This window comes from Mesorhizobium sp. M0292 (assembly GCF_040321695.1).
In the GTDB taxonomy this organism is placed as follows: Bacteria; Pseudomonadota; Alphaproteobacteria; order Rhizobiales; family Rhizobiaceae; genus Mesorhizobium.
Window position 1 is genome coordinate 263,326 of record NZ_JAMYSB010000005.1, and the last position, 24,870, is coordinate 288,195.

A 24,870-nucleotide genomic window follows, 5' to 3' on the forward strand; every position below is an offset into this window, starting at 1 on the left:
TCGTAGGCGCCAGGCGAAGCCGAATCGCGGCATTCTAAGGCACTACAGTGCAAGCCGGTACTTCCAGCACAAGGATCGATGCGGCATGAGCGTAATGGTCAAGGAAAGCCCAATCAGCGAAAAGGACATGATCGCCCAGGCCGAGACGGCGCTGGCCGATATTTCCAGGGTACGCGACGGCGTCGGCCGTGTCATTTTCGGCCAGGAAGTGGTGGTCGAGCGCACGCTGGTGGCGCTGCTTGCCGGCGGCCATGCGCTGCTGGTCGGCGTGCCCGGCCTTGCCAAGACCAAGCTGGTCGAAACGCTCGGTGTCGTGCTCGGCCTCGATTCGCGCCGCATCCAGTTCACACCCGACCTGATGCCGTCGGACATTCTCGGCTCAGAGGTGATGGAACAGGACGAGGCCGGCAAGCGCTCCTTCCGCTTCATCTCCGGCCCGATCTTCGCGCAATTGCTGATGGCCGACGAGATCAACCGCGCCTCGCCGCGCACCCAGTCGGCGCTGCTGCAGGCGATGCAGGAATATCACGTCACCATCGCCGGCATTCGCCACGACCTGCCCGCGCCCTTCCATGTACTGGCGACGCAAAACCCGCTGGAGCAGGAAGGCACCTATCCCCTGCCCGAAGCGCAGCTCGACCGCTTCCTGATGCAGGTCGACATCCTTTATCCCGAAATCGAGGCCGAGCGGCGCATTCTGCTGGAGACCACCGGCATCGAGGACGCCAAGGCGCAAAACGTGCTGCAGCCGGCGCGGCTGAGGGAAATCCAGACGCTGATCCGCCGTATGCCGGTGCCCGAAAGCGTCGTCGACGCCATCCTCAAACTGGTGCGTTCGGCGCGTCCCGGCCAGGGCAATGCCGAGACCGACAAGCATGTCGCCTGGGGTCCCGGCCCGCGCGCCAGCCAGGCGCTGACGCTGTGCGCCCGTGCGCGCGCGCTTTATGACGGGCGGCTGGCGCCGTCGGTCGACGATATCCGCGCGCTGGCCGAACCAGTGCTGCAGCACCGCATGGCGCTGACCTTTGCCGCGCGCGCCGAGGGCACGACCGTGCGCGACGTGGTGGCGAAACTGGCCAAAGGAATCTGATGGCGCGTATCGGCGAAGTCCAGGCACCGGCAGCGACGCGCGACGCGCTCGCCAGGGGCCGGTTGCGGGCTTCGCTGGTGCCGGACCTGCTGGTCGAGGCGCGCCGTATCGTCAATACGGTAATTGCCGGCTGGCATGGCCGCCGCAAGCGCGGCATCGGCGAGAATTTCTGGCAGTTCCGCCCCTATGTCGAAGGCGATTCCTCGCGCATCGACTGGCGCCGTTCGGCCCGGGACGACCACACCTATGTGCGCGACCGCGAATGGGAAGCAGCCCACACGGTGTGGCTTTGGGCCGACCCCTCGCCCTCCATGCTCTACAAATCGACTGGCGCCAGCGTTTCCAAGGAATCGCGCGCGCTGGTGCTGGCACTGGCCATGGCCGAATTGCTATCTCGCAGCGGCGAGCGCATCGCATGGCCCGGCCTGACAGATCCGTTCACCGCCCGCAACGGCGCCGAGCGCATCGCAGCGCAATTGATGCACGCCGCGGACCTGCCAGCAAAGCCTGACCTGTCCGCCATCCGCCGCTTCTGCGACATCGTCGTCGTGAGCGATTTCCTCGACCCGGTCGAGGAGACCATGGAATGGCTCGATGTGCTGGCGCGGCATGGCGTGCGTGCGCATCTGATCGAGGTTGCCGATCCGGCGGAGGAGACCTTTCCTTATGCCGGCCGCACCGAATTCACCGATCCCGAGACCGGCGACAAGTTGACCGCCGGCCGCGCCGAAATGCTCGGCGACGAATACCGCCTGCTCTACACCGCCCGCCGCCAGGAGATGGCCAGCTGGTGCAAGCGCCTCGGCTGGAGCTACACCGTCAACCACACTGATCGCCTCGCTTCCGAGGCGCTGGTGCGCATCCACATGGCGATGACCGCCGATGGCGCATTCGTGGGAAGGGCCGGCGCATGAGCTGGCTGCCGCTCTCCTTTGGCGCTCCCATGGTGTTGTGGGGCCTGCTCGCGCTGCCGGTGATCTGGTGGCTGCTCAGGCTCACACCGCCCAAGCCGCAGTCCGAAATGTTTCCGCCGCTGAAGATCCTCGCTCGCGTGCTGAAGCGCGAGGAAACGCCGCAGCAGAGCCCGTGGTGGCTGACGCTGCTGCGGCTGTTGATGGCAGCCCTTGTTGTCGCGGCATTAGCCGAACCCGTTTTCAATCCGCGCGAAAAATTGCCGGCCGAGGGCGCCGCCCTGGCGCTCGTCATCGACAATGACTGGGCGAGTGCCGCCGACTGGGGCAAGCGCGTCGCCACCGCCCAGCGGCTGATCGCCGATGCCGGTTCGAACGGCGTACCGGTCGTCATCGCCTTCACCGCCGAAAAGCCGAACGCCGAGATCGGCCCCTTCGATGCGGCGGCTGCCCTCGACCGGCTGCGCGCCGCCAAGCCGAGGCCGATCCCGACCGACCGACCCGCTGTCTATGCCCGCGTCGCCGGCGTGCTGGAAACCTTGCCCGGCGCCAGCGTTGCCGTTCTCGCCGACGGCCTTGCGGCAAAGGGCGACGAGGCCGCCTTCAACACACTGCTGTCGAAAAACGCCGCCCGTGTCGTCTGGGCCAATTCCGACCGGCTGGCGCTGACTGGGCTCACTGGCGCCGAAAATCAGGTCGACGGCTTCGCCCTGACCGCCATCCGCGCGCCCGGCGATCCGGCGCCGGCACAAGTCACCGCCGGCGCCTTCGACGATAAGGGCCGCCGCATCGCCGACGCGACGCTGACCTTCGCGCCGGGTGAGACTACTGCCACCGGCACGATGGCGGTGCCGTTCGAACTGCGCAACGACTTCGCCTCGATCGCGCTCGACGGCGAACGCCAGGCAGGTGCGGTGCGCGTGCTCGACGAAAGCTCCAAGCGCCGCCGCGTCGGACTTTTATCGCAGGCCGAGGCCGACCAGGCGCAGCCGCTTCTGTCGCCGCTCTATTACATCAGGCGCGCGCTGCAGCCTTTCGCCGATCTGGTCGAACCGTCGAGCGTCGATCTCGCCGACGCCATCCCGCAGCTTCTCGACCAGAAGCCGGCGATGATCGTCATGGCCGATATCGGTACCATTCCGCCGCAGGTCCATCAGCGGCTGGTCGACTGGGTCGACAATGGCGGCACGCTGGTGCGCTTCGCCGGTTCGCGGCTGGCCGCCGCCGGCAATGACGACGACCTTCTGCCGGTCAGGCTGCGCACCGGCGAGCGCTCGCTTGGCGGCGCGCTGTCATGGACGACGCCGCAAGCGGTGACCGAATTCCCGAAGAACGGCCCGTTCGCCGACCTCGCACCGCCGGCCGAGGTCACGGTGAGCCGGCAGGTGTTGGCCGAACCGACGCCGGACATCGTCGAGCGCACCTGGGCAACCCTTGCCGATGGCACCCCGCTGGTGACCGGGTTGAAGAAGGGCAAGGGCACGCTGGTGCTGTTCCATATCACCCCGGAAGCGACATGGTCGACGCTGCCGATCTCCGGCAGCTTCGTCGAGATGCTGCGGCGCATCGTGCAGCTGTCGCGCAACCAGGGTGCGGCGGTTGCCAACGCCGAAGCCGCTGCTACGTCGCTGGCGCCTTATCGCATGATAGCCGCCGACGGCACTTTGGTGCCGCCGACGCCGGACGCACGACCGCTGGTCCCTGGCGCCGGCTCGCTGCCGGTGACGTTCGAGAACCCGCCCGGCCTCTATGGCTCGGAAACCGGCGTTTTCGCCCACAATCTGCTCGACCCGGCCACCGCCTTCGCGCCGCTGGTGCGCCCGCAATTCACAGTGCCGGTGACCAATATCCAGTACGCTTTCGATGAATCGCGCGACCTCAAGGGATCGCTGGTCACAGGGGCCCTTGTGCTTATGCTGCTCGACACGCTGGCGGTGTTCTGGATGGGCGGGCTGATGTCGCGCCGACCGCGCCGCGCCCGATCGGCCGCGGCAACGACGGCTGCGCTGCTGCTTGGCCTCGGCATGCTGTTTGGCCATGCCGACCTCGCCCGCGCCGACGACGCCAAGCCCGGCGATGCCGCCGCTATAGAGGACATTGCCAAGACCCGCATCGCCTATGTGCTGACCGGTGTGCCCGGTGACGATTCGATCAGCCGCGCAGGGCTCGAAGGCTTGACCCGCTTCCTGATCGAGAAGACCGCGCTCGAGCCGGGCGCGCCGGCGGGCGTCGATATCTCGAAGGACGAGCTTTCCTTTTATCCGCTGATCTACTGGCCGATCGATCCCTCCGCGCCGATGCCGAGCCAAGCCGCGATCGCTCGCATCGACGCCTATATGCAGCAGGGCGGCACGGTGCTGTTCGACACGCGCGACCAGTTCGCCAACGGCATCGGTGCGGATTCGGCGAGCCCGGCGACGGAACGGTTGCGCGACATTCTCGGCAATCTCAACGTGCCGCCGCTGGAGCCGGTGCCCGCCGACCATGTGCTGACCAAATCCTTCTTCATCCTGCCCGAATTTCCCGGCCGCTTCTCCGGCAGCCCGCTCTGGGTGGAAGCCTCGCTCGAGGCCAGCAATGCCGAGAATCGGCCGGTACGCGTCGGCGACGGCGTCTCGCCGATCCTGATCACCGCCAATGATTTTGCCGGCGCCTGGGCCGTCGACGAGAATGGTGACCCGCTTTTGCCGACCGTGCCATCGGATCCGATGCAGCGCATCTATGCGCTGCGCGCCGGCGTCAACATCATGATGTACATGCTGACCGGCAACTACAAATCCGACCAGGTGCACGTGCCGATCCTGCTCGAACGGCTGGGGCAGTAGGATGGCAGTATTGGCTAATTTCGTCTCGATCCTGTCTGGCGCCGGCGGCGCAGCCTCACCCTCCCCCTTTTGGGGAGGGTTGGCTCGCTGTCGCAGCGAAGCGAAGACAGTGAGCCGGGGTGGGGGTGCAGCGCCAGCGCTCTGTCGCCTACCCCCACCCCACTCCGCTACGCGGATCGACCCTCTCCACAAGGGGGAGGGTAACCCATGAACTGGTCGATTTCCTTCGAACCGCTGCTGTCCTGGCCCTTGCTGGCTTTGGTGCTCGCACCGCTGCTGGTGCTGGCGGCTGTCGGCTTGTGGTTTCGCCAGCGCGGCGCGATCTTCCGCTTCGCGGCGCTGATTGCGCTGGGCGCAGCACTCCTCAATCCGGTCTTCCTCGATGAGGAGCGCGAGGCGCTGAAGAGCGTCGTTGCCGTCATCGTCGACCGCAGCCAGAGCCAGGATATCGGCGACCGGACCAAACAGACCGACGAAGCGCTTGCCGGTTTGCAGCAGCGCCTTGGCCGCTTCAAGCAGTTCGACGTCCGCGTCGTCGAGGCCGGCAAGTCGGAAGCCGCCGACGAGCGCACCGAGACCAAGCTTTTTGCAGCGCTTGAAGGCGCCTTCCGCGACGTGCCGCCCTCGCGCATCGGTGGCGCCATCATGATCACCGATGGCGAGGTGCATGACGCACCGGCCGCCCCCGACTTCAATGCGCCGCTGCACGCGCTGATCACCGGCAACGAGCACGAGAAGGACCGCCGCATCCGCTTCGAGAACGCGCCGCGCTTCGGCCTCGTCGGCAAGCCGCTCGACATGACCTACCGCGTCATCGCCACCGACGGCGAAACCGGCCCGGTCGATGTTCGCGTCTCGGTCAATGGCGAGCAGGTCGCGGTCGAAGAGGCGACCATCGGCCAGGCGATGCCGCTGCAGGTGACCATCCCCGGCGCCGGCCGGAACATCGTTGAACTCTCCATCGACCGCGAGCCGGGCGAACTGACCGACGCCAACAACCGCGCCATCGCGCTGATCGACGGCATCCGCGAGAACTTGCGCGTGCTTTTGGTTTCCGGCGAACCGCATGCCGGCGAGCGCACGTGGCGCAATCTGCTGAAATCCGACGCCTCGGTCGATCTCGTCCATTTCACCATTTTGCGGCCGCCGGAAAAGCAGGACGGCACGCCGATCAACGAACTGTCGCTGATCGCCTTCCCGACCCGCGAGTTGTTCGTCGAGAAGATCAAGGATTTCGATCTCATCATCTTCGACCGCTACCAGCACCGCGACGTGCTGCCGATCCTCTATTACGACTACATCTCCGAATATGTCGAAAAGGGCGGCGCGCTGCTGATTGCCGCCGGGCCGGAATATGCCGGCGACGCCTCGATCGCCCGCACCCCGCTAATGTCGTCGCTGCCGGCAATGCCGACCGGCGAAGTCATCGACAAGGCCTTCTATCCGCGCCTCACCGATCTCGGCCAGCGCCATCCGGTGACGCGCGGCCTCGACGGCTCGGCGACCGAGCCGCCGCGCTGGAGCCGCTGGTTCCGCACCATCGGCGTGCAGAACCCCGAAGGCGAAGTGGTGATGAAGGGCGCCGACAACCGCCCGCTGCTTCTGCTCGATCATAAGGGCGAAGGCCGCGTCGGCATGCTTCTGTCCGATCAGGGCTGGCTATGGGCGCGCGGCTTCGAGGGTGGCGGGCCGCATGTCCAGCTTTACCGCCGCATCGCCCACTGGCTGATGAAGGAACCTGAACTCGAGGAAGAGCGGCTGACCGCCGACGGCCGCGGCATGATGCTGGAAATCCGCCGCCAGACGATGAGCGACGATCCCGGCCCGGCGCAGGTGATCACCCCTTCGGGCAAGGCGCTGATCGTCAAGCTGGAGAAGTCCGAACCCGGCGTTTTCCTGGGCAGCATCGAGACCAAGGAGATCGGCCTCTACCAGATCGGCAATGGTGACCTGACCGCACTCGCCCATGTCGGCCCGGTCAACGCGCCGGAATTCTCCGACGTCGTCTCCACCGAGGACCGGTTGAAGGCTCCGACTGAGGCCACCGGCGGCAGCGTGCGCCGGCTGGCGGCCTCCTCCACCCTTGGCCAGATCACCGGCAGTGTCGCCCTGCCCTCCATCGTCCCGGTCCGCGCCTCCGGTGCGGCCTCGGGCGCAGACTGGATCGGCCTGCGCAGCACCGACGACAGCGTGCTCAAAGCCGTCTCGCGCGTACCCCTGTTCGGCGGCTTCCTCGGCCTTTGCCTGCTGCTGCTGGCCATGGGCGCGATGTGGTACAGAGAGGGACGGTAGCACCGCTTATCCTTCTCCCGGTTCACGGGGAGAAGGTGCCCGAAGGGCGGATGAGGGGCAGCGCGAGCCTGAGGTTGTTGGCAATCTCCTCGGCCCGCGCAAGCGAACTGTCATCGACCTCGGCGCTGCCCCTCATTGTCCTGCCGGACATTTCTCCCCGTATAGTGACGGGGAGAAAGACGCTCAACCTACTCCTCCGGCTCCGTCGTAAACAGCAGCGGGTACCCCTTGGCCTTGGCCGCGTCGATGGCCCGTGTCGCCTTGGTCTCGGCGACATCCCTGGTGAAGACGGCAACGACGCAAACGCCGAGCCGGTGCGCGGTGATCATCACCCGGTTCGCCTGGTCTTCGCTGAGCTTGAACTCGCCCTTCAGCACCGTCACCACGAATTCGCGCGGCGTAAAATCGTCATTGATGAGGATGACCTTGTAGAGCTTCGGTCGCTCGGTCTGCGGCTTGGTCTTGGTCCGGGGTTTGGAGCTGATTTCAGGCATCGGGAACCGGTATCGCGCGAGGGGTCGCTCTCACTTTGTCATGGGGGAAAGCCGTCGTCCATTTTGATCGGCGCGCCAAACCGGCTTCCCGGAAGTGCTGCCGTTCACAAATTTAGGAACTGTGCGCTGCGGTTCAACGGCCCTGGCGGTCGGCGACGCGACGAGCCTGGAATTGCCGTGCGCTGGATGCCGCATCGGGCCTTGATCCGGCCGCCTTGTATTCGACCCAGGCGACCGCGAGCCAGCCGAAGAAGCAGGCCAGCGCCGCGCCGGTGATCACGGTCAGCAGCAGGCTTTGCCATGGTGTGATGTATTGCCAGCTGCTGGAGATTGCCGGTGCAAACAGCGACGGCTCCGTGCGCCCGCTCACCGGATCGGGCACCGGGCTGGCGGTGAACTGGATCAGCACCCTGACCATGGCCGAGGCCACAAGGCCGCCGATGGCCATCGAGCGCAGAATGGATGAAAGCCGCTTCTTCATGCGGGCTGTCCTACCGGACCGGCATTGCAAACGGGTTAAAGTCCTGGGTGGCCGGCACCCATCAACGGGTAATCATGCTCACACGACAAGGCCGCTCCAGCCGGGGGGGTGCTGGAGCGGCCTTGTTACAGACAAGCCTGTTGGCTGTCTGGATCAGGCCTTCGGGGCGTCCGTCTTGACGACCTTCTTCACCTTCTTGTGCTTCTTGACGGGCTTCTTGGCGACGACCTTCTTCACCGGGGGCTTGGCGGTCGTGGTCGCCGGAGCGGTGGTCGTGGAAGCAGCCGGAGCAGCGGTCGTGGTGGCAGCGGCATTGCCCAGAGCCGGCATTGCGAAAGCGAGAACGACAGCGAGACCGGTGGCGGAGAGGATGGACTTTTTCATGGCTTCATTTCCTTCTTTGTGCGGGTCGACTTTCGAGTGTCACTGAACCGGGTCGATCGGTGTCACTCCAAGCAGCTTCAAAGCGTTCGCGAGCATCCGGATACCCTGTGCCTGTTTCTTGTTGGCGCAGAACCGGTTTCCCTTTCTTTGCAGTGCTTTCGCCGCGGTGACCTGCGTTGCCGCGGCATGGGTTTCGAGGGCTTCGTCTACCTGGCGATTGAGATCGATGCAGCGCTCGCTCCTTGTGATCGGCGTCACCTTTGCGGTTGTGGCTCCGATCGCGGCTGTGACGAGCGGAATGCTGAGCAGCGCACCCATCAAGCTGATCGTGAACCTGTGCATCGGTAATGTCCGTTACTCCGGAGACTTCGCGTCGCAGCCGATGTCCTGACCGCCACGGCACCCTTTATGCCCTTGATTCTTTTCGGGAGTTTTTCCGGACTATAGAATTTTGTTTCTGGACTGTTTCTGGCAAATCGGCTTTGCGGGCGATCATCGCCGCTGGCCAACATGTGGCCAGAATTCTATCGTGTGGGTGACGCCACAGAAGCAGACTCAGAAGGCAGCCGCCGACCGGCCGCCAGCAATGACAGGATCGCCGTGAAATCCGATGCGCACATACTGATCGTCGACGACGACAAGGGCATTCGCGACCTGCTTCAGGAATTCTTCCAGAAGCGGGGCCTGCGCACCACGGTTGCCGCCGACGGCGTCGAGATGGAAGACATACTGCGCCGCACGCAGGTAGACCTGATCGTGCTTGATGTGATGCTGCCGGGAAAGAGCGGGCTGGAGCTCTGCCGCGACCTGCGCGCCAGCTACTCGACGCCGATCATCATGCTGACGGCGGTGACCGAGACCACCGACCGCGTCGTCGGCCTGGAAATGGGCGCCGACGATTATGTGCCCAAACCCTTCGATCCGCGCGAGCTGCTGGCCCGCATCCGCGCCGTTTTGAGGCGCAATGGTGCTGCTGAGCCGAAGCGCGCCACCACCAAGCAGATCTATCATTTCGCCGGCTGGACGATGGACTGCTCGCGCCGCCGGCTGATGGCGCCGGGCGACGTCAGGGTCGAGCTGACGATGGCGGAGTTCAACCTGTTGCAGACCTTCGTTAAAAGCGCGCAGCGAGTGCTCACCCGTGACCAGCTCATCGAGCTTTCCGGCGGCGACAGCGACTATTCCTTCGATCGCAGCATCGACATCCTGGTCAGCCGCCTCAGGCGCAAGATGGAAGACGACCCCAAGACGCCGAAACTGATCCTGACCGTGCGCAGCGGAGGCTACCAGTTTCTGCCCGAGACCACCTCCGAATGAGACGTTTCCTGCCGCAAACCCTGCCGGTCTGGGTTTTGCTCATCGTCATTGCCGGCCTGCTGATCAGCCAGGTCGCTACGCTCTATATCGTCTCGCGCGATCGCGCCGTCGCCAATGACGAGGTCGATCTCTACCGACTTAACGACCGCGCCTATTCGCTGGTGCAGCTGATGCATGACGACACGCCGGAGCAGCGCAAGCTGACGGCCTCCGGTCTGTTCAACGCCACCTATGCGCTCACCGTTTCGGACACGCCCGCGGTCACCTCGTCGATCGCCGGCGACGACGAACTGGCCGAACTCGAGGACATCCTGGTCGGGCGGCTGTCGAAATTCGGCATCACCGACGCCCGCGTCCGGCGCGATCCGGCAACCCAGGCAGCCAACGCGCCTGGCGGTGTGGCCGTGACCAAGGATGTCGGCGCGGTGGAGCGCGACCTGTTATCGCTGGCGGCCAGCTTCGCCCAGAGCGACAAGCTGACGGCATCTGTCCGCTTCGCCGACGGCCAATGGCTGAATTTCACCGAGCCCAACACGCCGGTCGGACCGATATTGAGCTTCGACAGCCTGCCGCTCTATTCGCTGATCGCGGCCCTGGTGGTGATCATGTCGATCTGGTCGCTGCGCCGGCTGACGGCGCCCTATCGGATGATGGAAACGGCGGTCAACCGGATCGGCACGGATCTGAAGAGCCCGCCGATCGCCGAGACCGGCAGCCGCGAAATCCGCGCCGCGGCCAAAGCCGTCAACGCCATGCAGGTCCGGCTGCGCGACTATGTCGAGGACCGCGAACATCTGGCCGCCGCGCTCGCCCACGATCTGCGCACGCCGCTGACCCGCATGCGGCTGCGCCTCGAACTGTTGCGCAGATCGACGGCGCGCGAGGCGCTCGCCCACGACCTCGCCGACATCGAGAGCATCGCCAGCTCCGTCATCGACTTCGCCACCTTCGAAGTCACCGAGGAGAAGAGCGAGCGGATCGATTTCTGGTCGCTGGTGGAATCGATCGCCGACAGTTTCGAGGACGTCACGTTCGACCATGACGGCGCCAGGCCGCGTGGCATGATCTGCATGGCGCGGCCGGTGGCGCTCAAGCGCTGCGTCAACAATCTGGTCCAGAATGCCGTGACCTACGGCAAGAAAGCCCATGTCAGCCTGCGGCAGTCGGACGGCACGGTCACGCTGGTTATCCGCGACGAGGGGCCGGGCATACCGCAGGCGCAGCTCGACCAGGTGTTCGGTTCCTTCGTGCGGCTGGAGCAATCGCGCAACCGCCAGACCGGCGGTCTCGGGCTAGGCCTGACCATTGCCCGCAACATTGCGCGTGCCGCCGGCGGCGATGTCAACCTGTCCAACCATCCTCGCGGCGGCCTGCTGACGGAGCTCAGCCTGCCGCTGGCGGCATAAGGCAGCAGACTAGCGTCTCGATGGGCACCGGGGGTGGATCAACCAACCCAACCTTGCAATAGTGCGGCCGCTCGAAGAGGAGGAGATCGCCGCATGCTTTACGCCATCCTGGCCTATCACGTCGAACAGACCATCCAGTCCCTGACGCCGCAGCAGGACGCGGCGCTGATGCACGACCTGCTCGAGGTCAATGCCAGATTGACCCGCGAAGGCAAGCTCGGGCCGGCGGCAAGACTGGGCGCGACCGCCGACGCCGTCACGCTGCGTGGTCCGGGAGACGGCATCGTCATCGACGGGCCGTTTGCCGAGACCAAGGAACAATTGCTGGGTCTTTATGTCCTCGACTGCGCCACGCAGGAGGCGGCGATTGCGGCTGCGCGCGACTTGCGCCGCGTGAACCCCTCGGCGGTGTACGAGATCCGGCCGACCACATTTTACCTTCCCGGCCTGGCGTTCCCCGTGACGAAGGGCGATTTCCAGGAGGCCGCCAGCGGCTGAGAGCCGCTTGCCCTACCCCATGGCCGGTCAGGCAGAAGCGATCTCGTTGCCCAGGCGGACCGTTTCGGCGACGAGAAGGTCGAGATCCTCGCGCCGGGTCCGGTGGTTGTTGATCGCCACCCTCAGGCAATGCTGGCCTTGCACCGTGGTATCGGAAATGGCGGCGATGCCTTCTTCCTGCAGCCTCAGCATGATCTCGGTGTTGAGCGCTTTCGCGCGCTCGCCATCGAGACCATCCGCGCGATAGCGGAAGCAGACGATGTTGATGCTGGTCGGCGCCGTCAGTTCGAGCGCTGGTTCGGCCGCGATCAGCCCTGAGAGATACTGCCCCTGCGCAATGTTCTGGTCGATCAGGCGGCCGAATTTTTCGACGCCGTGTTCTCGCAACGCCATCCACACTTTGAGTGCCTTGAAGCCGCGTGACGTCTGCAGGCCGTAATCGTGCAGCCATTGGCCGGAGGCGAGGCCGCGCGGTGTCGATTCCAGATATTCCGGCGTCACCGCGAAGGTCTTGCGATGCGCCGAGGCATCCCGCACCAGCGCGCAGCCTGCCTCGAAAGGCGCATGCAGCCATTTGTGCGGATCGAGCGCGATGGAATCGGCCCATTCGATGCCGGCGACGCGATGTGCATTCTCAGGCGCGATCGCGATCAGCGCGCCGATGCAGCCGTCGACATGGAACCAGAGGTCCTCCTCATGCGCCAGCTTGGCCAGCGCCTGCAGATCGTCGATGGCGCCGGTGTTGACAGTGCCGGCGTTGCCGATGATGCAGGCCGGCTTGAACCCGGCCGCGCGATCTTCCGATATCGCAGTCCTCAAACCTTCAATGTCGATGCGCAGGCCGGCGTCGCTGGCAATGCGGCGCAGCGCCTTGTTGCCGAGACCGAGCGCTTCCATCCCCTTGCGGTGACAGGAATGGACCTGGTCCGAGCCATAGAAACGCAAAGGCTTTTCGATTGCTCCAACGCCGTGCTCGCGCACGTCGATGCCGGCCTTGGTGTTGCGCGCCACGGTGAGCCCGATGATGTTGGCCATCGAGCCGCCGCTGACCAGCGTGCCGCTGGCCGAAGCCGGCATGCCCATCATCTGCTTGCACCAGTCGACCACCTGGCCGTCCATCAGGGCGGCGGCATGGTTGCCGCCGCCGAGATTGGAGCCCTGGATTGCCGCCAGGAAATCGCCGATCGCGCCGGTAAAATTGCTCGACCCCATATACCAGGACCAGAAGCGCGGATGGATGTTGCCCATCGGATAGGGCATCACCTTGTCCACGACATCGCCATAGATGTCGGCGAGCGGGGTCGGCGATTGCGGCAGCGAGGCGGTGAAGAAATCCCTCACATCTCCAGGCATCTCCTGCCACACCGGCCGTTGCCTGACATCGCGCAGGTAAGCGACGGCATCGTCAACGATCCGATGCGACAGGCTTTGCACATCGGCCCAGTCCGAGGGGTCAAGCGTTTCCTCGGTACTGGTAGCCGAGTGTCCAGGCATCGCGTCCATGCAATTGGCTCCCGCGTCATCATGCCGGGAACTGGCAACCGGGCGTCGACCGCGAGAGAGCAAGCTCTTCCGCATTCATCTCGGCCTCGATGCCGTCGAACAAAGGCGTGGTCATGTAGCGTTCACCGGTATCGGGAAGCATGCACAGGATCACCGATCCGGCCGGTGCCGTGCCGGCGATCTGGCGCGCCACGGCAAAAGCCGAACCGCCGGAAATGCCGGTGAAGATGCCTTCCTGCTGCGCCAGCGCCTTGGCCCATTTCATGCCCTCCGGCCCGGCGATCGGCATCACCTCGTCATAGAAGTTGCCATCGATGGCCTCCTGCAGGACGTGCGGGATGAAATCCGGCGTCCAGCCCTGGATCGGGTGCGGTTCGAAAGCCGGATGGCTGGCGGCCGGCGCTCCGCCGGCGCCACGCATCTGCGGCTTGCCGCTGCCGACAAGCTGCGCGTTGGCCGGTTCGGTGAGCACGATCCGGGTCTCAGGCCGCTCGCGGCGCAGCACCCGCGCCACGCCGGCGACGGTGCCGCCGGTGCCGTAGCCGGTGACGAAATAGTCGAGCCGCGAGCCGGCGAAATCGTTGACGATCTCGCGTCCCGTGGTTGCTTCATGGATGTCGGCGTTGGCCTCGGTCTCGAACTGGCGGGCCAGGAACCAGCCATTGGCTTCGGCCAGTTCCACCGCCTTCTTGTACATGCCGAAGCCTTTCTCGGCGCGCGGCGTCAGCACCACCTTGGCGCCCAGCATCCGCATCAGCTTGCGGCGCTCGACCGAGAAACTGTCGGCCATCGTCACCACCAGCTTGTAGCCCTTCTGCGCACAGACCATGGCAAGACCGATGCCCGTGTTGCCGCTGGTCGCCTCGACGATGGTCTGTCCCGGCTTGAGCGCGCCGGTGCGTTCACCTTCCTCGATGATGTTGAGCGCCAGCCGGTCCTTCACCGACGCAGCCGGATTGAAGAACTCGGCCTTGACGTAGATGGTGGCGTGCGCCGGTCCGAGATTATTGACGCGGATGACCGGCGTGTCGCCGATGGTGTCGAGAATGCTGTCGAACAGGCGGCCGCGGCCGGCCGTGGTTCTGATTTTCTGCTGATGCAACATGGTAGACTCCTGGTTCTTGCTCACGGGCCGGTTACACACCGGCGGTTTGAGCGGCGAGATTTCGACACCTTGCCGCACTACAGGTCCTTGACGTGCGGCAGTGTGGTAAACACCACATTCGGCGCACAAATTTTGCCAGCCGGGTGCACTTTGTCGTGCTCGGTGGTAAAGCAGGGGCCGGCAGGTCAGCGTGGGAGCAGGCGTGGTATCTGGCGTGGAATCGAGCCTGGCGAGCAGCCATCAAGGTGTTGTCGTGCGCCTGTTTGGGCCGCCGACAATTGCGCGCGACGGCGTCCCGGTGGTCTTGCCGGCATCGCGCAAGCTGCGCGCGCTGCTGGCCTATCTGGCGCTGGCGCCCCATCCGGTCGGACGTGGCAAGCTCTGCGAGTTGCTGTGGGATGTTCCAAATGATCCCAAGGGTGAGCTGCGCTGGTGCCTGAGCAAGCTGCGGGCCGCGCTCGACGAACCGGGCCGCCGCAGGATCGAAACATCGGGCGATACGATCGCGCTCGATCTCGACGGCATCTCAGTCGACGTTCTGGATGTCGCGGCGGCGGCTGCCGCAGGCATCGAAACGCTCGAGCCGACGCGACTGCAGTTGCTCTCCGGCCTGTTCGTCGGCGACTTCCTCGAAGGGCTGAGATCGACCGCTGCCCTCTCTTCAACAGCTGGCTGACCGCGCAGCGCCGCCGTTTCGGTTCCTGCCACGCGGCTATACTGGAATGTCTGGTCAAGACGCTCCCGGCCGATTCCGAAGACGTCTCCGCTCATCTCGAAAAATGGCTGGAATTGACCCCGTTCGACAGCAGCGCCCATGTCGCACTCCTGGTGAGGCTGGCGCGGCGCGGCCAGTTCCGTGCCTGCGAGGACCATCTTGCCGCAGCAGCATCGCTCTTCCAATCGGAAGAGCTGGATTTCGGCCCCGTGCGCCAGGCGTGGCTTGCCATTCGCGCGGAACGTCACTGCGCCACTTTGCCGGCACAACCGGCAGCTCCGCCCGGGCCGAACAAGGCGTCAATCATGCTTGCCGGTTCAGAAGCCGCGACGCCGCACAAGGCTTCGCTGGCCGTGATGCCATTTGCCGAAGACGCCGCTAGCGGCGTTCGTGGCGGGCTGGCCGATGGCTTGACCCACGACATCATCACCCGCCTCGCCAAGCTCAGGGACTTCTTTGTCATCGCCCGGGGCTCGGTCTTTGCGCTGGCGGAAAAGGACATCGCGCCGGAAGATGCCGGCCGAAGGCTGAATGTCGACTATGTCGCCACCGGCACGGTGCGCAGCCTGACCGGCCGCCTGATCGTCACCGTCGAGCTCGTCGAGGTCCGCACAGCCAGGATCGTCTGGGCCGAGACCTTCGAGCGCAAGCCCGACGATCTTTTCGCCGTGCTTGACGATATCGGCAACAGCATCGTGGCCTCGGTCTCATCCGAGATCGAGACCGTCGAGCGCAATCGCGCCATGCTGAAAGCGCCCAATTCACTTAACGCCTGGGAGGCCTACCATCGCGGCCTCTGGCACATGTATCGCTTCACCCGCAGCGAGAACGACCTCGCACGGCATTTCTTCGACATTGCTGTCAGGCAGGATCCGACCTTCACCCGCGCCTATGCCGGCCTCTCCTTCACCCACTGGCAGAGCGCCTTCCAGCGCTGGGGCGACCGCGACCAGGACAGCGTGCTTGCCTTTGAGGCGGCCGGCCAGAGCCTTTTGGTCGACGATCATAATCCCGCCGCGCACTGGGCGATGGGCCGGGCGCTGTGGCTGCGCGGCGAGGGTGACGCGTCCGTGCTCGAACTGCAAAGAGCCGTCGACCTCAGCCCGAACTTCGCGCTTGGCCACTATGCGCTGTCCTTCGTGCATTCGCAGTCGGGCGACCCGCACGCGGCGATCGGATCGTCGGATCATTCGCGCCATCTGTCGCCGTTCGACCCGATGCTGTTCGGCATGCTGGGCGCACGCGCCATGGCGCATGTCCGCCTCGGCCAGTTCGACGAGGCAGCCGAATGGGCGCTGAAAGCGGCTGCCCGCCCCAACGCCCATGTCATCATCCTGTCGATCGCCGCTCACTGCCTGGCGCTGGCGGGGCGACTGGACGAGGCGAAAACTTTCGCCGCCGCCATCCGCAAGACGCTTCCGGACTACCGTGCGGACGACTTCATCCACACCTTCCGCTTCGACCGGGATGCCACAGCCCTGTTCAAGCTCGGCGCCACGCGCATCGGGCTGGCTTAGAGCATGATCCCAAAAAGTGGGTACCGGGGAAAAGATCATGCTCCAACAAAGGGTTAGATCATGATGAGATTTCAACCAAATCTCATCATGATCTAGCGCCGCAACACCGCGCTCAGCACGTCGCGTATGCCGATCGCCCCGACAAAGCGCGACTGGTCGTCGAACAGCGCCACGGGTGCCGTCTGCGAGCGGTGCATGGCCAGCATCACCGTCTTCAGCGAGGTCCCGGGATTGGCCCAGAATACTTGCGCCGTCTCCTCCGGCTGCGCCTCGACATCGGCGCATGAAACCCATACCGCCGGTTTGCCGTCGCGTTCCGCCGCCGCCACCAGCCCGTGCTCGTCGATCTTGAAGCGCGTCGTCTTGCGCCGGTCGAGCCACACCCAGCCATTATCGCCGTGCTCGAGGTCGCGGCTGTCGCGCATGACGTTCCAGGCGGTCAGCACCGACAACGGATTCACATTGGCGATGAAGTCGCGGACATAGTCATTGGCGGGCTTGAGCACGATGTCTTCCGGCGCCCCGGTCTGCACGATGCGCCCGCCTTCCATGATGGTGATATGGGTGCCGATCTTCAGCGCCTCTTCCAGATCATGGCTGACGAAGATGATGGTCTTCTTCAGCTCCGCCTGCAGCTGCAGCAATTCGTCCTGCAGCTTGGTGCGGATCAGCGGATCGAGCGCCGAGAACGGCTCGTCCATCAGCAGGATCGGCGCCTCGGTGGCGAAGGCACGGGCCAGGCCGACGCGCTGCTGCATGCCGCCGGACAGCTCATGCGCGTATTTCTTCGACCACTGGTCGAGATTGACCAGTTTCAGCTGGCGTTGCACGCGCTCCTTGCGCTCTTGCTCCGGCACGCCGGCGAGTTCGAGGCCAAGGCCGACATTCTCCTCCACCGTACGCCAAGGCAGCAGGCCGAACTGCTGGAACACCATCGCCACCTGCTTCTGGCGCAGCCGCCGCAGCGTCGCCTGATCGCAGGTCACGACATCGACGATATTGTCGCCGTCCTTGACCAGCACCTGGCCGCGCGACACCACGTTGAGCCGGTTGACGGCCCGCAGCAGCGTCGACTTGCCCGAGCCGGACAGGCCCATCAGCACCGAGATTTCGCCCTCATGCACGGTCAGGCTGGCGCCGGCGCAACCCAGCACATTGCCGGTCTTTTCGAGGATTTCGGCGCGCGTGGCGCCGCCGTCGATCAGCGCCAGCGAACCGGCCTGGTCGGACCCGAAGACGATATCGACATTTTTGAAATCGACGGCGACGGTCATTTCTTGCCTCCAACGCCGATACGCGTCATCCGGTCGAGCACGATGGCGAGTACGACAATCGCCAGGCCCGCCTCGAGCCCGAGATCGATGCGGCGCGAGCCGAGCGCGCGGTTGATTTCAGTGCCGAGGCCGCCGGCGCCGATCAGTGCTGCAAACACCACCATCGACAGCGACAGCATGATCGATTGCGTCAGCCCGGCCATGATGGTCGGCAAGGCCGAGGGCAGCTCGACCTTCCACAGCAGCTGCTGCTTGGTGGCGCCGAACGCCTCGCCGGCCTCGATGATCGACTTCGGCACCGAGACGACGCCGAGATGGGTGAGCCGGACCGCGGTCGGGATGACAAAGATGATGGTGACGATGAGGCCGGGCGCGTTGCCGAGACCGAACAGGGTCAGAACCGGGATCAGGTAGACGAAGGTCGGCAGCGTTTGCATCAGGTCGAGCACCGGCAGCATGATGCGGTAGACCTTCGGCTTGTGCGCGGCCCAGATGCCGAGCGGCACGCCGATGGCCATCGCCATGGCGGCGGCGGCCACGACCAGCACCAGCGTCTGCACCGTCTGCTTCCAGAGGTTCTGGTTGATGATGAAGATCAGGCCGAGAAAGACGCCTATGGCCAGCGGGCGCGAGCGCTGCAGCAGCCAGGCGATGATGGCGATGATCAGCGCCAGCAGCACCGGCGGCACCATCAAAAGGATGCCAACCAGCCCGTCGAGCAGGAAATTGAGGCCATTCGAGAAGGCCCTGAACACAGTGTCGAAATTGTCAGTGAGGAAACCGAAGAACGCCTTTCCCCAGGCGCCGATCGGTATCTTGTGATCGACCATGAATTTCGAAATCGGATCCATATCGCCCCTCTCATGCGAGAGACCGCCTGCTTCCGGCCTCCGCTGTCGTTAGGTCATCTTCTCACAGGATATGAAAAAGGGCAGCCCTTTCTAGATTGGCTGCCCTTCCTGGTTCGGCTTTGCCGAATTCAGTCGGCTCAGCTTCCGAGCGCGGTCTTGACCGCCGCTGCCGCATCGCCGCCATCGAAGGTGGTGACGCCGGCAATCCACGGCGCAACCGCGTCAGGGTGCTTCTTCAGCCAGTCGGCTGCGACCGTGTTGGCGTCGCCGCCCTTCAGGATCGCGTCCATCATCTCGCCTTCCATGTCCAGGTTGAACTTCAGGTTGGCGATGAACTTGCCGGCATTCGGGCATTCGGTGGTGTAGCCCTTGCGCACATTGGTGTAGACGGTGGCGGCGCCGAAGCCGCTGTCGCCCATGCCGTCGAGATAGGTGAGCTTCATGGCGCCCATCACCGGATGCGGCGTCCAGCCGAGGAACGCGATCCACTCATTGTTCTTGATCGACTGCTCGGCCTGCGTCAGCATGCCGGCTTCCGAGGACTCGACCAGCTCGAAGCCTTCGAGATTGTCCTTCGGGTTCTTGATCATGTCGAGGATGATGCGGTTGCCGTCATTGCCCGCCTCGATGCCGTAAATCTTGCCGTTGAACTTGTCCTTGAACTTGCCGATGTCGGTCAGCGACTTGACGCCGGCCTCCGCGACATAGGTCGGTACGACGATGCCGTAGCCGGCGCCGGTCAGGTTGGTGCCGATCGTCTCGACCGAACCATCGGCGGTGTAGTCCTTGATGTCGTTGGTCATCGAGGGCATCCAGTTGCCGAGGAAGACGTCGAGATCCTTGTTTTTCAGCGACGCCATGGTCACCGGTACCGATAGCTGGATCGTCTGCGGCTCGTAGCCGAGCGCGGTGAGCAGCACCGAAGCGACGCCGGTGGTTGCCTGGATGTCGGTCCAGCCGACATCGGAAAGGCGCACCGCCTTGCAGCTCTCCGGATCGCCGGCAAGTGCAGCGCTCGTGGACAGAAAAGTCGCCAGGCCGAGGCCGGCGACGAAGGTGTTCATACGCGACATTGGCAGTCTCCCATTGTGATTCTTTGGCGAAGCTTAGTTACGGTTTCTCTGCCCGCCTTGTTTCGTCAGCCAAACACCATTCTGGTGTGGTTTCAAGCGCTAAGACAATCACGATCAACGGCGCGGACTGGCCAAACAGCGACACGCCCGCCGCTTTTTGGATTGCAGACGGCTTTTCCCATGAAATGCAGCGGTGCCCTCTCCCCGCGCCGCGCCAACTCGGCTTAAAAGGACGGCATGGCCAAGCTCTACTTCCACTATGCGACGATGAATGCCGGCAAAACGACAATGCTGCTGCAGGCGTCCTACAATTATCGCGAACGCGGTATGACGACGATGCTGTTCGTCGCCGGCCACTACAGAAAGGGCGACACCGGGCTGATCTCGTCGCGCATCGGCCTGGAGACGGAGGCCGAGATGTTCCGCGACGGCGACGATCTCTACGCTCGCGTCGCCGAGCATCACGAACATACGACGGTGCATTGCATCTTTGTCGACGAGGCGCAATTTCTCGAGGAAGAGCAGGTCTGGCAGCTCGCCCGTATCGCCGACCGGCTGAACATCCCTGTGATGTGCTACGGCCTGCGCACCGATTTCCAGGGCAATCTGTTTTCCGGTTCGCGAGCGCTTCTGGCCATCGCAGACGATCTGCGCGAAGTGCGCACCATCTGCCGCTGCGGCCGCAAGGCGACGATGGTCGTGCGTCTCGGCGCTGACGGCAAGGTGGCCAGACAAGGCGAACAGGTGGCGATCGGCAAGGACGTCTATATCTCGCTCTGCCGCCGCCACTGGGAAGAGGAAATGGGCCGCGCCGCGCCCGACGATTTCATTGGCTTCACCAGAGGCTGAACGGCCGGGACAACATGAAAATTCTGCAGTTCACAGTTGATTGCCCGTTTCCGCCGGTCTCCGGCGGAGAGATCCGGAACGCCGCCAATGCACGCGCCCTGGCATCGATGGGCGAGGTCCTGACGGTAAGCCTGACTGGCGCCCCGGCACCCTCCACACCGCCGAACATCCGTCACCGGATCATCGAGGCAGCGCGCGGCAGGGCGCCCTGGGGCAGGCGCAGCCCGCACCCGACCGTGCATATGATGCCGGACGACGAGCTGGCCGAAGCCGACGTCATCTGGAGGGAATTCGCGCCCGATCTCGTGGTGATCGAGGAGATCGTGCTTTCGCAGCTGCTGACGCTGGCGCCGAAGCATCGCGCGCGCACCGTCCTTGACCAGCACAACATTGATTCCCGGACGGTGTCCGACCGGATCGCCGGCCTGACGCTGTGGCAGCAAATTCGAGACTGGCGCCAAAACAGGCGAAGGAAGGCAGAGGCGCGCGAAGCCGACAGGTGTGCGGCTGCCCTGGCCGACCAGGTCTGGGTTTGTTCGCGGGCCGACGAAGCGCTTCTGTCCGCTCTCGGCCCCGTCAACGACATCAGGTTCGTCGCCAACCCCATTCCAGACGAGAGCGTGCTCTCCCTGCCAATTGCTGCCGAGCGCTTCAGTGAGCTCAGCCTGTGCTTCATCGGGCATCTCGGCTATTTTCCCAACATCGACGCCGTCAAGCAGATCGGCCGCGCGATGGCGCCGTGCCTCGCCGCCTCCGGCCGGCCCTGGTCGATCACCGTCGCCGGCAGAAACCCGCGCGATGTCGTACGCGGTCTATGCACCAGGCATGGTCTGCGGTTGATCGAGAACCCGCCGCATCTGCCGGAATTGCTTGGCCGCGCCGGCTATGCGCCGATCCCGCTGCGCTTCGGCGGCGGAACCCGCATCAAGGTGCTGGAGGCGATGGCGGCGGGCCTGGTCGTCGCCGCCACCGAAAAGGCCGTCGAAGGGCTTGGCCTGCAGGCGGGCAGGCATTTCCTGTCCAGCGACGATGCCGGCAAGTTGGCATTGAAAATCATCGATCTCGCGACACGCCCGCAAGCGGCCGCCGAGATGGCGGAGATCGGCCGCGCTTTCGTGCGCGACAATCATTCGTCGGCGGCGATTGAAAAGCAGGTCAAGCAGGCGGTCGCAGCGATCCCGCGCACGGATTGAGCCCGGCTGCTATCCACCGGCATACGGCGTTTGTTAAGGCCTGCAGCCTATTTTGCCCTCAGCCAGAGCCAGCCGGGAACCGCCATGCTTCGAGCCATTTCATCAGGCCTTGTCATTTACTTGGCCGGTATCCTCGCCGCGCTGGCCGACGGCGATGCAGCACTTGGCAAGAAAGTGTTCTACCGCTGCATGGCCTGTCACGAGGCGGCAAGCGACCGCGACAAGGTCGGCCCGCATCTCCTCGGTATCGTCGGCCGCACCGCCGGCACCGCCCAGAATTTCAACTATTCGCAGGCCATGAAGGACGCCGGCGCGGCCGGCCTCGTTTGGGACGAAGCCAACCTCAAAGCCTATCTCGGCGCTCCCAAGCTGAAAGTACCCGGCAACAGGATGGGCTTCTCCGGCCTGAGCAGCGACGAGGACATCGCCAACGTCATCGCCTATCTGAAGGCCGATCCGAAGCCTTGAACGGCGCGATGCGTAGCGTGATGGCGACGGCTTCCGCCAGCTGTCTCGCGCTTGCAACTCATTGAGCCCTCTGTCGAATTCAGCACACCCACACTGTCCGAGATCGACTTCTTCGCAGCCGTCAAAGTTCAATGACAATTGAACAATACTTGGCCGGCTGGTTAATCACGCCATGACCCCGCCTTCATTGCCTTTCAAGACGACCAGGCATTTTTTTGTTTTCGGGGCGGGTCTTGTCTTGCGTCTTCCAATCCCCTGATACCCCACATATATTCGCCGCTGTTCGCAGCCAGCGACCGGAAGCCGAAGCGGGAGGCCCCTATGGCGACATTGCAGAATTTCGATGCCGAAATTGCCAAGACCAGGCAGGTCGTGCAGGACATGCGCTCCAAGATCGAGCAGTCGGGCACGGTGCTTGATACGCTGGCCACCGCCGACAAGAAGATCGGCGACGCCAATTTCGACATCGAGAATGCCCGCATCGAGGACGTGCTGAAGCAGCAGAAGGTGATGGAAGGCAACATTGCCGACCTGATCATCGGGCTGGAAGACGCCACCAACGTCTTCGGCACCGAATTCGAGAGCATGAAGAACTACACCGGCTGGGAAAGCTTCGTCGGCGTCTTCTCGGCGCAACGCAAGCAGCGCATGCGCACCGACCGCGTCCGCAACATGTCGCTGGCCGGCAATCTGCAGGAGCTTCTGGTCAAGTCCGACACCATCGTCGGCATCCTGAAAGCGCAGAAAGAGGTCCTCGACCAGCGCTACAAGACCTCGGAAAATAGCCTGTCGCAGGTGATCGAGCGCCGCAAGGTCACCATGACCAACCTCGAGGCGGTGCAGAAGCGCATCGAGGAGGTCAATCCGCTGCTGCTCGACATCGAAAACAAGATCGCCGCTTCTACCAGTCAGAAGGAGCGCACGCAGCTTGAGGGCGAGCGCTCGAAACTGGCGACCGAATACAATGAAAAGCAGGCCAAGGAGCAGGAGCTTCTGGCCGAAAGCCAGACGCTGGAACGCTACACCTCGATGTTCCAGACCTTCGTCGATTCGCTCAACAATCAGATCGCAGCGCAGTCGACGCTTATCAACAAGCTGACCATCGATACCGAGCAGCGCATCGTGCTCTACAAGGCACTGGAAGATTCCTTGAAGACCGCCGCCCAGCAGGATGTCGCCCACAAGATCAACACGCTGGGCAGCCAGGTCGACAACACCGCCGAAGAGACCATGGCCGGCATTGGCGCCGCCTCGCAAAAGCACATCGGCGATCTTCTCGAAATGCACGAGAAGAACATGGTCGCCAGCTCCGACATCCAGCGCCGCAAGAAGCTCGCCGACGACGCCTTCGCCCGCCGTTTCGACGACGTGATGAAGAAGCACAATTCGGCCAACTACGTGCAGTCGTAAGGAGCGGCTGCACGCGGGCACACCGGCATGACTCCCGAAAACGAAGCGGCGGCGCGCTATTTTTCCGCCATCACGGCGGCACTCAGCGGCCTTGAAGTGTTCATGCGCGACGACCGCTCGCCGCTTTACCGGCACGGCATCGTCGCCAAGATTGTCGCCGAATACATTGCCCGGCTGGACAAATCGTTTTCCTGCTGGCGCAACCGGCTCGGCTTCATGGACACGTTCCGCATTTCGCGCGCCGACAGCGGCTATCCCGTCTTCCAGAACCTGCTCGAACTGGAAAACGACCGCCGCCAGGCCGAGGCGCGGCTGGCCAACATTCCGCTGGCCGGCGAATTGCGCGAGGAAATGGCCGACTTCATCCTGCGCCACAAGGAATTCCCCGAAGCGCTGCAGAAGTCGATGGCCGAGCGGCTCTATCTCGAGGACGTCAAGAGCGAACAGACTTTTGGCCCGTTCTCGCTGGCGCAGACGGCCAAGGTCTCGGTCAATCCAAAGACCGGGCGCCCCTATTACCTCGTGCACTGGGCGAGCTTCGACGGCAGCGCCAACCTGCCGCTGGTCTACATGGTGACGGTGGAGGATTCCTCCGAAAGCATGATCCGGCAGCTCGTTGACAGCAGCGGCAAGCTCAATGGACGGGTCGACATCCCGCTGCCGGTAGACGGTCTGCTCAACCCCGAACTCGCCCATCGTTTCGACGATTTCACCGAGAAGAATTCCGCCTACACGCTTTCGCCCGCAACGATTGCGGTCAATCTCGACAAGGATTTCGAGCCGCTGCACCCCAAGCAGCTGCGCCGCGTCGTGCTCGGCCCCTTCTATTCCGCGGGCATTACCGACAACAATTCGACGGTGGCCGAAGTGCTGGCCAAGGTGCGCAAGCCGGAAAATGCCTGGCTGCTCACCTGGACCATCCAGGAGATCTACTCCAAGGGCGAGAAGCCCGGCCGCAAGGGGCTGTTTTCGAGCGATAAGACGACGCAGGAATTCTTTATCAACACCGACGATCTCGAAGCCGCGCGCCAGGGTGTGTCGAGCTACGAGAACCACGCCCTGATCCCGCACGAAGCCTATCAAGCACTCTACGCCGCCGGCGAAGCTCAAAAGATCTTTTCCGGCTACAAGGTCCATATTCTGTCCAACGGACAGGTGATCAGCGATGTGTGAGGTGGCATTTTTGGTGGGCCTGACAATCTCCGGGGCGCGGT

The 24,870-nt window shown here is 64.1% G+C and carries 22 protein-coding genes and 1 pseudogene; 13 read left to right on the forward strand and 10 right to left on the reverse strand.

The features are described from left to right. The first annotated feature begins 85 nt into the window (after positions 1-85). The 4 genes from NKI96_RS10185 to NKI96_RS10200 all read left to right on the forward strand — a co-directional run bounded on the left by NKI96_RS10185 (position 86) and on the right by NKI96_RS10200 (position 7,118). The gene (locus tag NKI96_RS10185) at positions 86-1,090 is read left to right on the forward strand and encodes an AAA family ATPase (protein WP_023670009.1); all 1,005 of its coding nucleotides are present in this window, start codon (positions 86-88) and stop codon (positions 1,088-1,090) included. Continuing rightward, positions 1,090-2,004, forward strand: a complete 915-nt coding sequence (locus tag NKI96_RS10190) for a DUF58 domain-containing protein (protein ID WP_023683683.1) — start codon at positions 1,090-1,092, stop codon at positions 2,002-2,004. Before NKI96_RS10185 ends, NKI96_RS10190 begins: the two co-directional genes overlap by 1 nt. Further along, positions 2,001-4,826, forward strand: coding sequence for a DUF4159 domain-containing protein (locus NKI96_RS10195; protein ID WP_352803987.1), 2,826 nt, complete (start codon positions 2,001-2,003; stop codon positions 4,824-4,826). The genes NKI96_RS10190 and NKI96_RS10195 overlap by 4 nt, the downstream gene beginning before the upstream one ends. A gap of 207 nt (positions 4,827-5,033) precedes the next feature. Further along, positions 5,034-7,118, forward strand: coding sequence for a membrane protein (locus tag NKI96_RS10200; RefSeq protein WP_023748150.1), 2,085 nt, complete (start codon positions 5,034-5,036; stop codon positions 7,116-7,118). Between the two features lie 22 nt (positions 7,119-7,140). On the opposite strand, the gene NKI96_RS10205 is transcribed toward NKI96_RS10200, so the two are convergent. The 5 genes from NKI96_RS10205 to NKI96_RS10225 form a co-directional block, all read right to left on the reverse strand. Then, positions 7,141-7,269 (reverse strand): hypothetical protein, encoded by a 129-nt coding sequence (locus NKI96_RS10205; RefSeq protein ID WP_280802373.1) that lies wholly within the window; start codon positions 7,267-7,269, stop codon positions 7,141-7,143. Positions 7,270-7,306: 37 nt separating this feature from the next. Next, positions 7,307-7,612 carry an ATP-dependent Clp protease adapter ClpS gene (gene clpS, locus NKI96_RS10210; protein ID WP_023683679.1) on the reverse strand — a complete coding sequence of 102 codons (306 nt, stop codon included), beginning with the start codon at positions 7,610-7,612 and terminating at the stop codon, positions 7,307-7,309. Between the two features lie 133 nt (positions 7,613-7,745). Continuing rightward, positions 7,746-8,093 carry a hypothetical protein gene (locus NKI96_RS10215; RefSeq protein ID WP_023705924.1) on the reverse strand — a complete coding sequence of 116 codons (348 nt, stop codon included), beginning with the start codon at positions 8,091-8,093 and terminating at the stop codon, positions 7,746-7,748. Positions 8,094-8,246: 153 nt separating this feature from the next. Beyond that, positions 8,247-8,477, reverse strand: coding sequence for a hypothetical protein (locus NKI96_RS10220; RefSeq protein WP_352803990.1), 231 nt, complete (start codon positions 8,475-8,477; stop codon positions 8,247-8,249). Positions 8,478-8,516: 39 nt separating this feature from the next. Further along, positions 8,517-8,819: a hypothetical protein gene (locus NKI96_RS10225; RefSeq protein WP_023705925.1), complete on the reverse strand. Its 303-nt coding sequence runs from the start codon at positions 8,817-8,819 to the stop codon at positions 8,517-8,519. 258 nt (positions 8,820-9,077) lie between these two features. On the opposite strand from NKI96_RS10225, the gene NKI96_RS10230 reads away from it, so the two are divergent. The 3 genes from NKI96_RS10230 to NKI96_RS10240 all read left to right on the forward strand — a co-directional run bounded on the left by NKI96_RS10230 (position 9,078) and on the right by NKI96_RS10240 (position 11,698). Further along, positions 9,078-9,794, forward strand: a complete 717-nt coding sequence (locus NKI96_RS10230; RefSeq protein ID WP_023670002.1) for a response regulator — start codon at positions 9,078-9,080, stop codon at positions 9,792-9,794. Then, positions 9,791-11,200 (forward strand): ATP-binding protein, encoded by a 1,410-nt coding sequence (locus tag NKI96_RS10235; protein ID WP_023670001.1) that lies wholly within the window; start codon positions 9,791-9,793, stop codon positions 11,198-11,200. The genes NKI96_RS10230 and NKI96_RS10235 overlap by 4 nt, the downstream gene beginning before the upstream one ends. A 93-nt stretch (positions 11,201-11,293) precedes the next feature. Next, positions 11,294-11,698, forward strand: coding sequence for a YciI family protein (locus tag NKI96_RS10240; RefSeq protein ID WP_352803992.1), 405 nt, complete (start codon positions 11,294-11,296; stop codon positions 11,696-11,698). A 27-nt stretch (positions 11,699-11,725) separates the two neighbouring features. Here the strand turns inward: NKI96_RS10240 and NKI96_RS10245 are convergent, their stop codons facing one another. Then, positions 11,726-13,201: a pyridoxal phosphate-dependent decarboxylase family protein gene (locus NKI96_RS10245; RefSeq protein ID WP_352803995.1), complete on the reverse strand. Its 1,476-nt coding sequence runs from the start codon at positions 13,199-13,201 to the stop codon at positions 11,726-11,728. A 19-nt stretch (positions 13,202-13,220) separates the two neighbouring features. After that, the gene (locus NKI96_RS10250; RefSeq protein WP_352803998.1) at positions 13,221-14,306 is read right to left on the reverse strand and encodes a PLP-dependent cysteine synthase family protein; all 1,086 of its coding nucleotides are present in this window, start codon (positions 14,304-14,306) and stop codon (positions 13,221-13,223) included. A gap of 202 nt (positions 14,307-14,508) precedes the next feature. On the opposite strand from NKI96_RS10250, the pseudogene NKI96_RS10255 reads away from it, so the two are divergent. Continuing rightward, positions 14,509-16,538: pseudogene (locus NKI96_RS10255) on the forward strand (transcriptional regulator). A 92-nt stretch (positions 16,539-16,630) separates the two neighbouring features. On the opposite strand, the gene choV reads toward NKI96_RS10255, so the two are convergent. The 3 genes from choV to NKI96_RS10270 all read right to left on the reverse strand — a co-directional run bounded on the left by choV (position 16,631) and on the right by NKI96_RS10270 (position 19,736). Next, a complete protein-coding gene (gene choV / locus NKI96_RS10260) occupies positions 16,631-17,812 on the reverse strand; it encodes a choline ABC transporter ATP-binding protein (RefSeq protein WP_023669996.1) in 1,182 nt (393 codons plus the stop codon). Continuing rightward, a complete protein-coding gene (gene choW / locus NKI96_RS10265) occupies positions 17,809-18,663 on the reverse strand; it encodes a choline ABC transporter permease subunit (protein ID WP_023669995.1) in 855 nt (284 codons plus the stop codon). Before choW ends, choV begins: the two co-directional genes overlap by 4 nt. Before the next feature lie 137 nt (positions 18,664-18,800). Then, positions 18,801-19,736: a choline ABC transporter substrate-binding protein gene (locus NKI96_RS10270; protein WP_023686157.1), complete on the reverse strand. Its 936-nt coding sequence runs from the start codon at positions 19,734-19,736 to the stop codon at positions 18,801-18,803. A 237-nt stretch (positions 19,737-19,973) separates the two neighbouring features. Here NKI96_RS10270 and NKI96_RS10275 point away from each other — a divergent pair, with 237 nt between their 5' ends. The 5 genes from NKI96_RS10275 (at position 19,974) to NKI96_RS10295 (ending at position 24,829) form a co-directional block, all read left to right on the forward strand. Beyond that, the gene (locus tag NKI96_RS10275; protein WP_023683669.1) at positions 19,974-20,585 is read left to right on the forward strand and encodes a thymidine kinase; all 612 of its coding nucleotides are present in this window, start codon (positions 19,974-19,976) and stop codon (positions 20,583-20,585) included. 14 nt (positions 20,586-20,599) lie between these two features. Next, entirely contained in the window at positions 20,600-21,778 is a 1,179-nt protein-coding gene (locus NKI96_RS10280) for a glycosyltransferase (protein ID WP_352804000.1), read from the forward strand. 84 nt (positions 21,779-21,862) lie between these two features. Further along, positions 21,863-22,246, forward strand: coding sequence for a c-type cytochrome (locus NKI96_RS10285; RefSeq protein ID WP_023669991.1), 384 nt, complete (start codon positions 21,863-21,865; stop codon positions 22,244-22,246). Positions 22,247-22,567: 321 nt separating this feature from the next. Further along, positions 22,568-23,656: a hypothetical protein gene (locus NKI96_RS10290; protein WP_023669990.1), complete on the forward strand. Its 1,089-nt coding sequence runs from the start codon at positions 22,568-22,570 to the stop codon at positions 23,654-23,656. A 27-nt stretch (positions 23,657-23,683) separates the two neighbouring features. Continuing rightward, complete coding sequence (locus NKI96_RS10295) at positions 23,684-24,829, forward strand: hypothetical protein (RefSeq protein ID WP_023823388.1); 1,146 nt, start codon at positions 23,684-23,686, stop codon at positions 24,827-24,829. Positions 24,830-24,870: the final 41 nt, after the last annotated feature.